Source organism: Acetobacter zythi (assembly GCF_963921165.1).
GTDB lineage: Bacteria > Pseudomonadota > Alphaproteobacteria > Acetobacterales > Acetobacteraceae > Acetobacter.
In genome coordinates, this window is sequence record NZ_CAWUEO010000044.1 from 64,138 (window position 1) to 78,823 (window position 14,686).

The 14,686-nt window shown below is 53.8% G+C and carries 11 protein-coding genes; 5 read left to right on the forward strand and 6 right to left on the reverse strand.

Going from position 1 to position 14,686, the window contains the following annotated elements; genetic code table 11:
• Positions 1–80: 80 nt before the first annotated feature.
• Positions 81–2,438 (reverse strand): autotransporter outer membrane beta-barrel domain-containing protein, encoded by a 2,358-nt coding sequence (locus tag AABE20_RS11570; protein WP_338333206.1) that lies wholly within the window; start codon positions 2,436–2,438, stop codon positions 81–83.
• Positions 2,439–3,253: 815 nt separating this feature from the next.
• Between AABE20_RS11570 and AABE20_RS11575 the strand changes: the two genes are divergently transcribed.
• The 3 genes from AABE20_RS11575 to AABE20_RS11585 all read left to right on the forward strand — a co-directional run bounded on the left by AABE20_RS11575 (position 3,254) and on the right by AABE20_RS11585 (position 6,776).
• Positions 3,254–3,841, forward strand: a complete 588-nt coding sequence (locus AABE20_RS11575; RefSeq protein WP_338333207.1) for a DedA family protein — start codon at positions 3,254–3,256, stop codon at positions 3,839–3,841.
• A gap of 170 nt (positions 3,842–4,011) precedes the next feature.
• The gene (locus AABE20_RS11580) at positions 4,012–4,743 is read left to right on the forward strand and encodes a Crp/Fnr family transcriptional regulator (protein WP_338333208.1); all 732 of its coding nucleotides are present in this window, start codon (positions 4,012–4,014) and stop codon (positions 4,741–4,743) included.
• 242 nt (positions 4,744–4,985) lie between these two features.
• A complete protein-coding gene (locus tag AABE20_RS11585; protein WP_338333209.1) occupies positions 4,986–6,776 on the forward strand; it encodes a hypothetical protein in 1,791 nt (596 codons plus the stop codon).
• 146 nt (positions 6,777–6,922) lie between these two features.
• Here AABE20_RS11585 and AABE20_RS11590 read toward each other — a convergent pair whose 3' ends face one another.
• From AABE20_RS11590 to AABE20_RS11600, 3 genes are all read right to left on the reverse strand, one after another.
• Positions 6,923–8,215, reverse strand: coding sequence for an NAD(P)/FAD-dependent oxidoreductase (locus tag AABE20_RS11590; RefSeq protein ID WP_338333210.1), 1,293 nt, complete (start codon positions 8,213–8,215; stop codon positions 6,923–6,925).
• A 194-nt stretch (positions 8,216–8,409) separates the two neighbouring features.
• On the reverse strand, positions 8,410–9,801 hold the full coding sequence (locus AABE20_RS11595; protein ID WP_338333211.1) for an NAD-dependent succinate-semialdehyde dehydrogenase: 1,392 nt from the start codon (positions 9,799–9,801) through the stop codon (positions 8,410–8,412).
• A gap of 400 nt (positions 9,802–10,201) precedes the next feature.
• Positions 10,202–10,795 carry a TetR/AcrR family transcriptional regulator gene (locus AABE20_RS11600; protein ID WP_338333212.1) on the reverse strand — a complete coding sequence of 198 codons (594 nt, stop codon included), beginning with the start codon at positions 10,793–10,795 and terminating at the stop codon, positions 10,202–10,204.
• Positions 10,796–10,973: 178 nt separating this feature from the next.
• Between AABE20_RS11600 and AABE20_RS11605 the strand changes: the two genes are divergently transcribed.
• Positions 10,974–12,173 carry an MFS transporter gene (locus tag AABE20_RS11605; RefSeq protein ID WP_338333213.1) on the forward strand — a complete coding sequence of 400 codons (1,200 nt, stop codon included), beginning with the start codon at positions 10,974–10,976 and terminating at the stop codon, positions 12,171–12,173.
• A gap of 77 nt (positions 12,174–12,250) precedes the next feature.
• Here the strand turns inward: AABE20_RS11605 and AABE20_RS11610 are convergent, their stop codons facing one another.
• Positions 12,251–12,457: a cold-shock protein gene (locus AABE20_RS11610; RefSeq protein WP_165990915.1), complete on the reverse strand. Its 207-nt coding sequence runs from the start codon at positions 12,455–12,457 to the stop codon at positions 12,251–12,253.
• Between the two features lie 382 nt (positions 12,458–12,839).
• Here AABE20_RS11610 and AABE20_RS11615 point away from each other — a divergent pair, with 382 nt between their 5' ends.
• Positions 12,840–13,577 (forward strand): hypothetical protein, encoded by a 738-nt coding sequence (locus tag AABE20_RS11615; RefSeq protein ID WP_338333214.1) that lies wholly within the window; start codon positions 12,840–12,842, stop codon positions 13,575–13,577.
• Between the two features lie 17 nt (positions 13,578–13,594).
• Here the strand turns inward: AABE20_RS11615 and AABE20_RS11620 are convergent, their stop codons facing one another.
• Positions 13,595–14,545, reverse strand: a complete 951-nt coding sequence (locus tag AABE20_RS11620; RefSeq protein ID WP_338333215.1) for a DMT family transporter — start codon at positions 14,543–14,545, stop codon at positions 13,595–13,597.
• Positions 14,546–14,686: the final 141 nt, after the last annotated feature.

Here is a 14,686-nt window from a genome sequence, read left to right on the forward strand (position 1 = left end):
CTTTGCCAATGGCGGAGCAGACTTTTGACCTGCCCCGTAATCCTTCAGATTTTCTCGGGCAATACGGGCCTTGATCTGCATTAAAAGCGGAAGGTTACGCGCCCATGCGCGCCACTGCTTGTGGATGGGCCACCATACTGGCCCATATAGGACACATCGATATCAATCCTGTCCGTCAGTTTGACACGCACACCTGCGTCCAGCACGGCCGTATCCCGGCTGAGTGAAACACCGGCCACATCCATGCCATATCCACCAGACCCTGCTGCAAAAGTCTCATGCATGGTTGCGGTGACTGGCCCAAAGGTATGCCGGTAACCCAGCATGGCATGCGGTGTTACCCATGCACCATACGTCAAGAATGAAGCAGACGCCCGCAGCCCGAACGTGGCAAATGTAACCCCTGCATCCGAAGCACGGCCACGCAGCGCGGCCACTCCCCCACGTTCCCGAAAAGAACCGGTATGCTGGTTAAGATACGCCATGTTCCCAAACGGCTCCAGCACACTACGCCCCAGATGGAGCCGGTACCCCAGCTCACCAAACCCCTGCGCGGTGCCGCCGTTGTACTGGCTGGACAAGGTATTGCCAAACCCCGCAAACGCCACCTTGCGTGAAAGGGCAAGCAGGTTCCACGTGTAACCCGCCCCCACATGCAGGGTCCATCCGCCCCAGTGCGCCCCCACATACCCCCCAAGAGATATGTTATTGCTCTGGCCCGAGGAACTCCGCCCTCCGCCATCCACCATGGAGCGGCCATAGCTGACCAAACCACCAGCGCGCCACCGGCCACTCTCCCCCAACGCCGTGTCTGCCCCCATTATAAAACCGGAAGTGGAGTGGTGCAGGCTGTCAACGTTGCCATCGCCGCTATTATTGCCAAATCCACCATAGGCCTCGCTCCACATCACGGTCTGCGCAGCCGTGCATCCATCACTTTGCAGAATATGACCCTGATGAACCAATGCCGTGCGCAATCCACCCTGCGCCCACCCGTTATCGCACCATGCGCCTGCCAACCGGTCCGATACGGCCTGCCGCATATACTGGGCATCCTGCACAAGAACAGTGCGTATGGATGCATGGATTTCGCCCGACAAAGCATCCAGTGCCGCATCAACCGCACGCGTGCCCCCCAGTTGCACCACCGCACGCACAACAGAGCTGTTCAGCGCCACGCCCTGCAATCCAGCGCCCGCAGCCTGCTGGTTACGTGTGCGCGCCACAGCAGCAAAAGGCACTGCGTTGCGCAATAGCTGCAAATTAACTGTATCCGCCGTGTACAAGAGGGTTGGCGTTAAAAATGGATGAATATTCGCCTGACCGGCATCCACCCCATCATACTGCCCGCTTACTCCCTGAGCAGCAGATACCAGAGTATATTGTTCACCGTAATGCAGGCTTTGCACCCCCGACAGTTGCACGGTCCCACCAGACAAAGTGGCAGCACCCGCCACCAAGAGTGCTGGCTGAGTGGTGGACACGTTGTTGAGCAGCAAGGTGGAACCATGCGCCATGGCCAGATCCCCTGTTATGGTCAACGAACCACCGTGGCTGGCCGTGCCGGGCGACAGGGTGGCTCCAGAATCAACAGTGGTCGTGCCCACATTCCCCACCCCGGCCAGCGTTGCACCATTGCGCACACTGACCGCACTCGCCACCCCGCCATCGACCTCCAACGTGCCCGATTGCACTTCCGTCGCCCCGGCATAAGTATTGGTCCCAGACAGAACAAGCGTGCCCTGCCCCGCCTTGGCCAGCCCCCCATTGCCCGCCAGTACACCTGACAGTACAGCCGTTCTGCCGTTTGTATCCAACGTGGACTGCACACCGCCTGTCAGCTGCATATCCATTGCCGTGCTCAGACCAGAATTGATAAGTTTGATGGCGCCACCAGACAAAATCAGATTTGATTGTCCACCCACACCCTCCTCATCAAGCAGGGCACTGGTCGTTTGGCCGTTTTCGACCTTGTCCCCCAGTTCCAGCGTACCACCGGATTGTACAATCAGGCTGCCGGTGCCATCCTTCGCATCCCCCCCAAAAAAGATCTGTCCGTCCACCACCAAGCTGCCGCCATTGCTTATTTGCGTTGTGCCGCTCCCTCCCTCAACCCCCGTACCCCCATTTACGTGGTATTCCTGCACCACGTGCAAAAGAGAGTTCGGGCCATCAACCGTTACAGTTCCCACCCCGTTGCCATACAGGCCAACAGCCACCTTTCCGACCTGCACAGACCCACCATCCGTAACCGTAAGAGCGCCGTGAGTTGTTTGCCCCGTATTGTAAAGCGGACTACCAGTATTGCCATTATCTCCAGTCCCCACCACCAGAATACTTTCTGAAGATGTGACAAGACGTGACCCCGCGCCAGAAACAGTGATAAGACCATCCCCCCCACTCCAGCCTGCCTGTAAGACCGTGTGGTTAAGAAGCATCTCCCCCCCATCCTGAATGGAAAGAGTGCTGGTCCCCGACAATTTGTACCCAATAAAGATCTGTCTTTGGGATACAAGCGTGGCACCAGATCCCACAACCTGCAGTGTAGCCCCTCCGTCCACACAGACAGGAGAGATAAAATACGGGCTGGAACAGTTACTGGCGCCAGAAAAACTTTCAGAACCGCTCACAGTGTACGTGTTATTGCTCCCGGCCAAATACAAACCCGCATCTGCATAGGCGCTCCGCCGGGTTGCCACATTCAGCACAACCATCATGAAAACTGGCCCCAACACAGTGGCCGCACGTGCCATTACGCGGATAAACAGGACCGGATTTGTGCTGTTTATCCGCGCAAAAAAACCTGCATGATCAAAAGCCATACGCCTATATTCCTTATCAGATGATGTAAAAGCACCCGTGAATCTAGGGTTATGCTAAACACATCTGGAAATACATTGAGCGTTAAAAAAACGATTATTGTTATTTATCGAACACTTTTGTTTTTGTATTAAATGGTTATAAATATAATTGTTTGCATTTTATTGACTTATTTCCATATGTTCTTAAATTACAAACTGAATTTACACCCACACCCAGTCTTAAACCCTTACAGTAAGCCACCCGGCCACAGTGCACACAAAGACTCTGGCGCCAGCGGCAACCCACCCCCATCTGGAAATGCAGCCATGCAACAGAAAGCCTTTCCACCGCGAACACTCTGACTGCATCAGAAAACCGAAACACCGGAACAAGGACTCTCCCCCTGCTACATCATCTGGATACGCTGCTTCAGCATTACGGTTACGGTATCGTGACCCTGCTTGTCCTGATGGAGAGCATGGGCCTGCCCGTTCCAGCCGAAACCTGCATCATCACCGCATCACTTTACTGCCTCAAGACCCACCATCTGGCCATTCAAGGGGTAGCTCTGGCCGCCATTGCCGGGGCCATTATCGGGGATAATTTCGGGTATCTGATCGGGCGGCATTTTGGGCTGCCACTCCTGCAAAAACATGGGGGAAAAGTCGGCCTAACCCCTGAGCGGCTTATTCTTGGCCAGTATCTGTTCCGCCACCATGGGAGCGCCATTGTTTTTTTGGGGCGATTTGTCTCTGTCCTGCGCGTCTTTGTGGCCCTGCTGGCTGGTGCGTGTAACATGCACTGGAAGCGCTTCATGCTTTTTAACGCGCTGGGCGGCACGTGCTGGGCTGGCGGGTATACAATGGGCACCTACCTACTGGGGCGTAAAATATCCGAAGTATCCGGCCCAACAGGCATAGCCATAGGTGTGCTGACCGTGATCGGTTTATTCGGCTCGGGTCTCTTTTTACGTAAAAACGAAAAACACCTGACACAACTTGCTCTTGCTGAAGCAAAAAACCTGTCCCCTTCCCCTTAAAACAATAACTACACCCGCTGGTTGACCCTGCTACTGGCTCCACAGAGATGAGACAACGGATGATATTGTGAAACGGTTCCGTTTCGTTTATTTATAAGCCGGACATCAACCTCGCCCTCACAACAGCAAGGAATTATTGGCATGGGGATAACACACTACGGGCTAGACCCTTGGCAGAGCATTCAGCTACTGCGGGTGCGGTAAACGCCCACGTGCTGCACGTTAACCCCCTGCACCCCCCACAATATTCCGGCACTCTTGGCCCCAACTCTGCGCATGTTCTTATGGCGGAAGCCTTTTCCGCGCTGGAACGCATCTGGAGTGACCTAAAAAAACCCGCAAAAAGCGTGGTGTTCCGGCAGGGTGAAAGTGCCGACTTTATTTACTTCGTACACTCTGGAGCGCTCAGGCTGGATTACCAGCTTGAAGAAGGCCGTAATCTGGTGCTCGACTTTTTGTGGCCGGGAAGGTTTTTGGGTCTTGCAGAAAACGAGGTTTACGCATGGTCAGCCATTGCACTGGTGGACGTGCACCTCAAACGCCTACGCCGTAGCGCGGTGCAAGCATTGGCACAGGATTATCCGGGCGTGATGGACCTGCTGCTCAAGCAAAAAACGGCCTCCCTTATGGCAGCCAAAACCCATATTATTCTTATGTCCTGCCCAACAGCGACAAGCAAACTGATCGGTTTTTTACGCGCTTATAGCAAACGGCCAGAATATTTTGACCACACCACACAGGTGCTCACTCTGGTCATGAGCCGCAAGGACATTGCCGATTATCTGGGCATGACATTTGAAACAACCAGTAGAATTTTTAAGTATCTGGAAACCAGAAATTATATAAAAAAAATCAACCACCGGCAGATACAGCTTAATACCCCTATGCTGTTGAAAGCATAAAATACGCAGCAATTCGCTTAGGCCCCCACCGATATTGCCGCCTGTATGGATGGGTCGCCAAATTGGCATATCTACACCAAGGCAATTCCCGTTAAATCACTGCTTCGTTACCGGTAAGACGCTCAAAACATAGTCGTCCCAGACCGGCCACACGAGGATCGGTCAGGGTGAAAAAACAGTCTTTTCCATATAACTGCACGCAAGGACTTTGGTATTTTGGATTATCCTGCGCCATAGGCTGCATGACGTGCCTCCCCCGTTCCGCAATGGCCGACAGCAGTGCTGAAATCGCACAACTCCGCAGTATGGTGCTGCAACTTCAGGCACAGGTCAAAGACCTGCAAAAAAGCCAAAGAGTAACCCACGCCGCCCTGCGCCATCTGCCGGGCACGGAGCAGAACCATACCAGCCAATATGCCCCCGGCCTGCGCTCTGCTGGCGCGGCAAAAACACATGGCGCATCCCTGCCCCCCATGACCAACCCACGGACCGAAGATCTGGCGGGTCCAGTCCGCATAAATAACCAGCCGGTCGAGCCTTTTTCCACCGATCCCACACCAGAAACCGTGGCGCAGGATGCGCAAAGCGTTAAAAGTATCAACCTGTCTTCTTCCAGTCCAACAGCCCTGACCCAAACGGAAGTGGACAGCCTGCCCCCTATTTTCAAGATTGGTTCAGTCTCGGTCAAACTGGGTGGGTTTGTGGATATGTCCAACATCTACCGCGACAAAAACCTGACCGCAGGCCCCGCCACCCCTTGGGGCGCTTTCCCCTATTCTGGCAACCCCAATGCCCATGCCTCAGAATACCGACCCACGGCCCAGTTAAGCCGCTTCAGCCTGCTCATAGAGGGCAAACCGGCAAGGGGCGTGACTGTTGAAGCCTACGTGGAAAGCGATTTTGGAGGCTCTGGCAGCAATTCCAACGCCGTGCAGACCAACAGCTATGTACCCAGAATGCGACAGGCCTATCTGGCGGCGGATGACCGGGACCTCGGGCTGCATTTTCTGGCGGGTCAGGCATGGAGCCTGACCACGGGCTACACCAACACCCTGCTGCGCAGGCATGAACAGCTCCCCCCTGTTGTGGACAGCAACCTTATTCCCGGCGTTACCTTTACCCGTGTGCCGCAGGTACGCTTTATCAAGGACTTCCACCGCAAATGGTGGCTTGGCCTCTCTGTTGAAACCCCACAGGCCACCCTTGGGTTTGATGATTCCACACTGGATTCAGGGGGCAACCTTCCCCCGGCCATGGGCCAGACCTCTGGTCCGCATGTCATCTATAACAGCACGGGCACAGGCATGCTGGACCCCGAGGCCCATTACAGCCTTGACGCCGCACCGGATATTGTTCTCAAAACCGCAGTCGACACCTCTGTCGGGCATTACGAACTCTATGGTCTAGCACGGTGGTTCCGTACCATTGTTGTGAATGGGGGCGGCAATGGGGGACTTGGCGGTCAGGCGCACTCCCGCGTGGCATTTGGGGGCGGCGTTGGCGGCTCCATGGCCGTGCCGCTCCTGTCTGGCAAAATGCAGCTTGTGGGGGATGTACTGGCTGGCAAAGGGGTCGGGCGGTATGGGCCCAGCCAGTTGCCTGACATGACCTTCCGCAGCACGGGTGCTCCCGCCCCCCTGCGTGAGATTATTGGCTCCGTCGGCCTGATCGGTCACCCAACGGACAATCTACTGCTTTACACCTATGGCGGTGTGGAAGCCGCGCACCGCGCGGTTTATGAGGGCGCAGATGGCAGCTATTATGGCTACGGCTCCCCCAATGCCAAACTTTCAGGCTGTTCTCTTATGATGGGGGTTTGCAATGCCCAGACCCAATCGCTCATATCCTACACAATGGGCGGGTGGTGGCACCTATTGGATGGACACTACGGCAGCGTTATGGCTGGTCTGCAATACACCTACGTGCGCAAATTCGCCTTCCGCGGGGTTACGGATTCCGGCACATCCACCCGCCCGACCGTAAACGGAAACACGGTTTTTGTGACCTTCCGGTACTACCCTTTTCAAAACTGATGCACCGACTATCCGGGGCCGCCAATCCTGCCCGGCCAGTCTTTACTGCCCCTGCTTTTCTAACCCTGACAGGCAAAAAAACCGCAAAGCCAAGACGACAAGCCCCGGCCTTGCGGTCATATCCGCTCACATATCCAGAGCCAGACTTAATCCAGCCGCACGGGGGGGCGAATAAAGGTTTCAATTTTGTCTGCAAAAATGGATGCCAGACCACGCAGCCAGCCGTACAGCTCAACCTGATGTTTTCTGTAGAGCATCATATGCCCAACACGAGCAGACAGCCCCCGCATAAAACCGCCCCCCAGCACGCGCCCACCCGGCAGGGCAGCCCAACCATTATAATTGCCCAAAGCAACAATAGCCCCCTTGTTATGGAAAATGCATGAAGGCACGGCTGTACCACGTTCAATCCATGCAGGCAGATGCCTAGCAAGATGAATGGCCTGTTGCCGGGCAACCTGCGCGGTTGCGGGCAATGGGTCGTCTACAATAAAGGAGCAGTCCCCCATTGCAAAAATCCGGTCATCATCGACCGAACATAGGTTGGATTGAACCTGAATCTGGCCTGAACGGTTGAGCGAAAGCCCACCATACGCACGGGTCACTTCTGGCGCACGCACCCCCGCCGCCCACACCCGCAGCGTTGCGGGCACGCGCGTGCCATCTTTGAGGATAAAGCCGGTCTCGTCCGCACCGGCCACTCTGGCGGATGTACGCACCGTAACCCCAATACGTTCCAGTTCCTGCTGTGCCGCAACCGATACGGATTCGGGAAAAGCAGGAAGAATACGCACACCAGACTGGAGCAGCGTAATGCTCAACTTGGGTGGCTCCTTGCCAAAGGCGTGCAGGCTGACCGGGTCCACAATTTCAAGCGATTTGTGCAGTTCCGCAGCAAGCTGGGTGCCCGTAGCCCCCCCGCCAACAATGGCAATATCCAGTTTGGACGTATTGGCAAAAGCCTTGAGCAGTTCCATACGAAACTTCTCGTTAAAAGAATTGGCTTCCACCAGATTATCAATAAACAGGCAGTTTTCTTTAACACCGGGTGTGCCAAAGTCGTTGGCGCAACTGCCCACTGCCAGCACGATGGCATCATAGGTCAATGTCCGGCTTTCCAGCACAGGTGTACCATCAGAGGCATGAAAAGGACTGAGGGTGACTTCTCTTTTACTCCGGTCCAGGGATACAACCTCACCCGGCCAAAACTCAAAATGGTTTCCGCTGGCCTGAGACATAAAACTGATGCGGTCATTCTCGTTCATGACCGTGCCTGCTGCAAAACAATGCAACATTGGCTTCCACACATGGCAGAAACTCTTGTCCACCAGAGTAATGCGGGCCTTCCCCTGCCTGCCCAGAGTTTTGCCCAGCCGCGTTGCAAGAGCCAGCCCGGCCACACCACCGCCAACAATAAGAATTTCAGACCTGGACGACATCGGTTTTACAAACCTCTTTTTTGAAAACGCAGAATGGAAGAGAAGGCACGCAGCCACAGCAAGTTTTCCGTATGGAAAACACAGTGGAATTATTTTGGTATGGAAGTTTTGAGAGATATTTATAAAAACTATCTTATTATAAATAGTTTTTGTTAGAACCCCGGCGGAATTGAAATCCCACCGGGGTGTATTTGTTAGAACGGTGCGTCAATATCAACCGTGTTGATCAGCTTGTGATTAACAAATTCCTTAATCCCCAGACCAATCAGTTCACGGCCATAACCCGAACGTGCAATACCACCAAACGGAAGATCCGCTTTTGGTACCAACGGATGGTTAATAAACACCATGCCAGTGCGGATCCGTGCAGCCACACGCGCCCCACGCGCCTCATCACGCGTAAACACCGAACCACCCAGACCATAGGGCGAATCATTGGCAATACGCACGGCGTCGTTTTCGTCCTTTGCGCGGTAAAGCTGGGTTACTGGACCAAAGAATTCCCAATGACGGGCTTCGTTGTTTTCATCCAGACCAGTCATGAGCAGCGGCTGGAAAAACGCACCTTTGCCCGGAACCGCCGCGCCAATGACTTCCACCTTCGCACCGTGGCTCATGGCCCGTGTGACCTGATCGTGCAGATCATCTTTAGCGGCCTGGGAGGAGAGCGGTGCCAGCGTGGTGGAGGGGTCCATCGGGTCGCCTGCCTTGAGTTCGGCAACACCCTTTTTGTACAGCTCCAAAAAGCGGTCATATACTGCGTCTGCCACAATCAGACGTTTGGCGGAAACACAAACCTGACCAGCATTCCAGTGGCGGCCCAGAACAGCCCATTTTGCGGCTTTTTCCACATCGGCATCGTCCAGAACGATAAAGGCATCTGCCCCACCCAGTTCCATGGTGGCTTTTTTAAGCGCCTTACCTGCCGTGCCAGCAATAATAACACCCGCACCTTCGGACCCGGTCAGGGCCACACCACACACGCGGGGGTCATTCAAAATCATGGCCGTATGGGGGCGGGCCGCATACAGGTTACGGAACAGCCCCTTGGGCAGACCCGCTTCTTCCATCAGGGTCTGGCAGGCAGCGGCACACTGCGGCAGGTTGGATGCATGCTTGAGCAGCACGGCGTTCCCTGCGGAAAGCTGAGGCGCAATAATGCGAACGACCTGATAGAATGGGAAGTTCCAAGGCTCAATAGCCAGCACAATACCCAGCGGTTCGTGCACCAGAGTTGCTTTGCCTTCCGATGGGTCCGCAACCGGCAGGGATTCAGGCTTGAGCAGTTCTTCGGCGAACTTGGCGTAATATTCAAAAATTTCGGCTGAAAGAATGACTTCTTTTTTGGATTCTTCGAACAGCTTGCCCATTTCCAGCGTGCCAAGCAGGGCGTACTTGTCCACATCCCGGCGCAAAATGGCAGCGGCCGCGTTCATGATCCGCGCACGTTCGGCAAAGGATGTTTCGCGCCAGCTTTCATAAGCTGCATGGGCCTGCGTCAGGGCAAGCTGCACTTCCGCATCCGTTGCATCGGGGAACGTGGCTAGAACTTCGCCCGTATAGGGGTTTGTTGTCGCGTAGGCCATTTTTTCCTCACAAATATTAAAGGTAGCCAAGACAGACATAGGAAGAGCCTGCCCTGCATCCCGATGCTCAGCAGAGCCAGCATGCGGGAGGACTATAAAGTAGACCGGTCAACTTATACGCCCGCAAATAAGAAAGGCGACATTCCGCCACCCCTTCCATTTGCCTGCAACTCGCAACAAGCGTGCCCGACCATAACTCTGCACAACAAACATGCCCGCCAAAACCGGACTCTGTTGGTCTGTGCTGTTCATATTGTCTATATATGTATGGATATAGATGCGGTCAACGCGGAAAATAGACCGATCGTCTCATACCCGCCCTGCATGTTGCGCACAGGGTTGTAAATACAGGCTTAAAAAAAAGACCGCTGCGGTGCCGTTTACCACACCCAACGCCCGATCAGGGCAAAAGCAAACGCTGCGATGCCTGCCAAGTCTTTTCAAATGGTTGCGACCGATGGGTGATTTTGACCATCAGGGTCGCCCCTAACCAGAGCTGGTACAAAGCCCCGGCCAAGGCTTGCGGCTCCATACCACGCTGCACCGACCCCTCCTGCTGCCCTTCCGCAATGGTGCGGGCAATGCGGTCAATGGCTTTGGCCGTTCCAGAATCCAGAATTCTGCGCATACGTTCGGACAGATCCGAAACCTCAGCGGCAAGCTTGACGATCAGGCATTTATCGCCCGTTTTTCCGTCCACATGCGTTTCCTGCCAGAAACGGAAATACGCAAACAACTGATCCGCTGCATTCCCTGCATCGGGCGAGAACAGAGTGTCCATTTTTTGCAGATAATCATCCATATAAATCCGCAAAAGTTCTTCACCAAAAGCTTCCTTGGAATCAAAATAATGGTAAAATGATCCTTTAGGAATACTCGCCACGTCCAGTATTTGGGAAATACCTACAGCAGAAAACCCACGCTCTCCAACAATAGACCGTGCGGCTTCTACAATACGCCTTTTGGCTGCATTATGCTTTTCTACAACACTCATGCATATTTGATAGAGTATCCATGAACAACAGTCAATACAACTAGACCGATCGGTCTATAAATTCTTCCTCTCCTCAGCCCTATTCTTTGCCCCCCATACAGGTCTGCACTGCCACCCACATTGCAGTCTCCACGCTTACTTGCTGTGCAAACTCCCTAAAATCTGTTCCAATTAGACCATGGTCATTGCACAGACATCAGACTCATCTCCGATCAGGAAGGTTCTTTCCGTCGTTCTGTTCAACCTGCTTGTCTATATTGTTATAGGCATGCCCAATGCGGTTCTGACCATTTTTGTGCATACAACACTGGGCTACAGCACAACATTGGCCGGGCTGACCTTTGCCTTGCAATACGTTGCCACATTTGCCGCCCGCTCTTCCGCCGGGCGATTGGTAGACAAAATAGGCCCAAAACCCGTGGTGATTGGCGGGTTACTGAGTTGTGTCTGCTCTGGCCTGCTTATGGGCTGGGCCGGAGCGTTACAGAACACACCCTCTGCATCACTTGGTATTCTGCTGCTCAGCCGCCTTTTTCTGGGCTGGGCGGAAAGCTGGACAGCAACGGGCGTTATCATATGGAATATTCACCGCGCGGGCGCTGAAAACACCGCACTCGCCATATCGTGGAACGGTATTTGTTCTTACGGGGGAATTGCTCTGGGTGCCCCACTTGGTGCGGTTTTAGCACTCCTGCCCGCACCTTATGGTGGCCTTGTCTCGGTTGGCGCCCTTTCGGCCGTATTGCCCTTGTTCGGGCTAGCTCTGATTGGCTTTTACCAAGGAGCCGCGCCACACCCTGCAACAGACACCCCTGTTTCCTTCCGCAAGGCGCTGCGGTTGGTGCTCTGGCATGGGTCCGCCCTTGCCGCTGGTTCCATCGGGTTTGCGGCCATTTCGTCTTTTCTGGCCCTGTATTATGCCGCGCACCATTGGCGTGGCGCTGCAACTGCGCTGGCAGTCTTTGGAATGGTGTTTGTCTGCATCCGATTTTTCTTTGCTGCACAGATCAAACGGCGTGGAGGGGTATTTGTTGCCATTGTGTCCCTTCTGGTCGAAACCGTGGGGCTGGTCATTATTGGCATTTTTCCATCGCACACCAGTGCGCTCCTTGGGGCCGCATTAACTGGTGCCGGTTTTTCGCTTCTGTTCCCCGCATTGGGGGTTCTGGCGGTTAACAAGGCGGGGCCTCATAACCGGGGGGCCGCGTTAAGCGCCTATTCCATCTTTTTGGATCTGGCGATAGCCTGTTCGGGCTTTACACTTGGCCCTATTATTGAATTTTCGGGTTACCCTGCCATGTTCTTAACAAGTGCAGCCTGCTGCCTGAGCGGCGCAGCCATAAGCTACATGCTAAAGCGCACACCGGAGCATGCCTGAATTTTACGCCTGCAAACCGGGTATAAAAAAAGCCGCCCCGAGAGGCGGCTTCAGACAGCATTTCTGCTAATCTGGTCTTAAACTGCCTTGAGATTGACAGCAGACTTTTTGCCGTTACGGCCAGCTTCGATTTCGTAAGAAATCTGCTGCCCTTCGCTAAGCGAAGCCATGCCTGCACGTTCGAGAGCAGTAATGTGAACGAACACGTCCTGCGAACCATCCTCAGGCTGGATAAAACCGAAACCCTTGGTCGAATTAAACCATTTTACGGTGCCTGTTGTCATAACTAGGCTCCTTTTTAACGTCGTGGTCGCGCACAGAACACGTGCGCAATCGTAACTTCCAACAGGACAATACTGGCACAACGCGCACCAGACAGCCTTATAAGAGCATCCACTTTTTATTTTTCACATAATGCCAGCAAAAATGCAAGTTGTGTTTTTTATAATGATCGGAATTTTATTTTATCATCTGGTTAAAATTATCCATAATATTGAAATTATAGGGTTATATTAATTTATAAACTCTTCCGATTTATTTTCTCACATCCCCATTTTTATAAATTTTTAACCTTAAATATCGCACAGCATACGCGCAGACTGGCTGGACTCTGCGGTTCGGGTTATGGAACGGACTACTCCATACCCAACACCAAGGCCTGTTTGCATGCCCCACTCCCCCACCCCACCCAACCACACAGCAGGCGCGGATGGTGTTGTCTGGAAAGATTTTCCTCAGGCGGCTCTTCTCAATCTTGTGACAGCCGAAATCGTGCGGAATTTTCCGCGCCCTTTGCAAGATGATAACAGGCGCGTTCATGCCCCCACATTGTTTACGGCATTGGGCAGTGTGTGCGGATTTGCAGCCCAGACCAGCCTGCTTGCATTAATACAGGCCGGCCTCCGACCAGAGCAGGATATGATGGCCCACACGCTTGCAGGGGGGCGCACATTCCTGTTTGGCGAACAACTGAACCAGCTCCTGATGCAAGGCGACACAGATTTACATAACCCCGGCCTCTGGCCCTGCCTGAGCAGCCCTGCCTTACAAAAAGGCTGCTCTGCACAAAATTTTCCAGACCTGAATGCCCAGTTTGCAAGTGTTGCCAGTCGGCTGGGTACAGCAGAAGAAGGGATACCTGAGGTAGCCGCCCCTTATCGTCCCCTCGTCTCCACCGAAGACCTGCGTGAAGCCATGTGGGTCTATATGGAACCCATTTTCCTACAAAATTATTCCGATAAACCCGGCCCCCATGGCCCACTCCCCAAAGAACTCTGGAGTTCCGCCATGAATGTTGCCGCAGGCATGCTGTTCAGCACCATGTTCAACGTCATGGATACCCGGATCGCCATGACGATTATCTTACAGTCTGCCATTTTTGGCTCAAAAATTATCGAAACCTAAGCCAGCAGCCGGACAGGTTAACTGGCGAGTTGACCTGTCTTGCCAGCTTTGTCCGCTTTACGAGCTTTGCGGCGGGCCATGCGCTCCTTCATGGCCATCCGTTCATAACGGATTCTCTGCCTGACCCAGTTGAGTATGCCAGAGGACATCAGCACAACAATGCCCACAAATGTCCAAATATCCAGTGGCTGGCGGAACACAAGGTAACTCAGGGCAACCCCCCACACCATCTGGCTGTATTGCGGCAGGGCCACACGGTTGGCTGGTGCTCTGGCTGTTGCCATCATCATCATCAACTGGCCTAAAGCTGCCAGAAATCCATAACCGAACAAATAAATCCATGCCGTTACGGTTGCAGGCCACTGGGCATGCCACCCCATAAGCAGCCCGTTACCAAGCAGGGGACCAACCAGACTTGACCCGAACAGAGACAGGCGGGTGCGCTCCTTGTCCGCCAGACGGTAAGCAATCACACTGCCCGCATTGGCAATGGCGGCAACAAGCGCACATAAATGCCCCCAGTGCAGCGCCCTAAACCCTGGCCGCAGGACAATAAGAACCCCGACAAACCCCAACACAACCGCCAGCCATGCCCAGAATGTCACTTTTTCCTTGAGCAGCACAACGGACAGAATTGTCACAAACAAAGGCATCAGAAACATAAGTGAAAAGGCTTCAGGCATGGGCAGCAGCATAAAGGCTTCCACGCTGGCAGCCGTTGCCGCAAAAACGCAGCCTGCGCGCAAAAGCCACATGCCCCATTTTTGCGGCCTGACGATATCCAGATAGGATTCACCGGGCCTACGGATAAAGGGCAGAATAAGGAAACCAAAAATCCCACCGGAGAATGCAACTTCAAATGGGTCAAGCTGGCCAGCCAGCAATTTGGAGAATGCGTCACTAACAGAAAAAGACGCATAAGCGCCAAAAGCCAACGCCATGCCGGAAAAAAGAGTCTTGGTGTCCATTGAAGCCGCTATATCTGTGAGAAAAATCCTGCATGCAGGATAGTATTTGGTAGCCATAAGGGCCGGTCAGCACAAAGTAAAACGTAAATTTTTGCACTGCAATTCTGGTATCCGGTTTTTTTAATCAACCCTGCCCGGATC

Excerpts from the sequence above, each read along its gene's own strand:
- AABE20_RS11610 (WP_165990915.1), bottom strand. The coding sequence starts at position 12,457 with ATGACAACAGGCACCGTAAAATGGTTTAATTCGACCAAGGGTTTCGGT.
- AABE20_RS11570 (WP_338333206.1), bottom strand. The coding sequence starts at position 2,438 with ATGCTTCTTAACCACACGGTCTTACAGGCAGGCTGGAGTGGGGGGGAT.
- AABE20_RS11605 (WP_338333213.1), top strand. The coding sequence starts at position 10,974 with ATGGTCATTGCACAGACATCAGACTCATCTCCGATCAGGAAGGTTCTT.
- AABE20_RS11620 (WP_338333215.1), bottom strand. The coding sequence starts at position 14,545 with ATGGACACCAAGACTCTTTTTTCCGGCATGGCGTTGGCTTTTGGCGCT.
- AABE20_RS11600 (WP_338333212.1), bottom strand. The coding sequence starts at position 10,795 with ATGAGTGTTGTAGAAAAGCATAATGCAGCCAAAAGGCGTATTGTAGAA.
- AABE20_RS11595 (WP_338333211.1), bottom strand. The coding sequence starts at position 9,801 with ATGGCCTACGCGACAACAAACCCCTATACGGGCGAAGTTCTAGCCACG.
- AABE20_RS11590 (WP_338333210.1), bottom strand. The coding sequence starts at position 8,215 with ATGTCGTCCAGGTCTGAAATTCTTATTGTTGGCGGTGGTGTGGCCGGG.
- AABE20_RS11585 (WP_338333209.1), top strand. The coding sequence starts at position 4,986 with ATGACGTGCCTCCCCCGTTCCGCAATGGCCGACAGCAGTGCTGAAATC.
- AABE20_RS11615 (WP_338333214.1), top strand. The coding sequence starts at position 12,840 with ATGCCCCACTCCCCCACCCCACCCAACCACACAGCAGGCGCGGATGGT.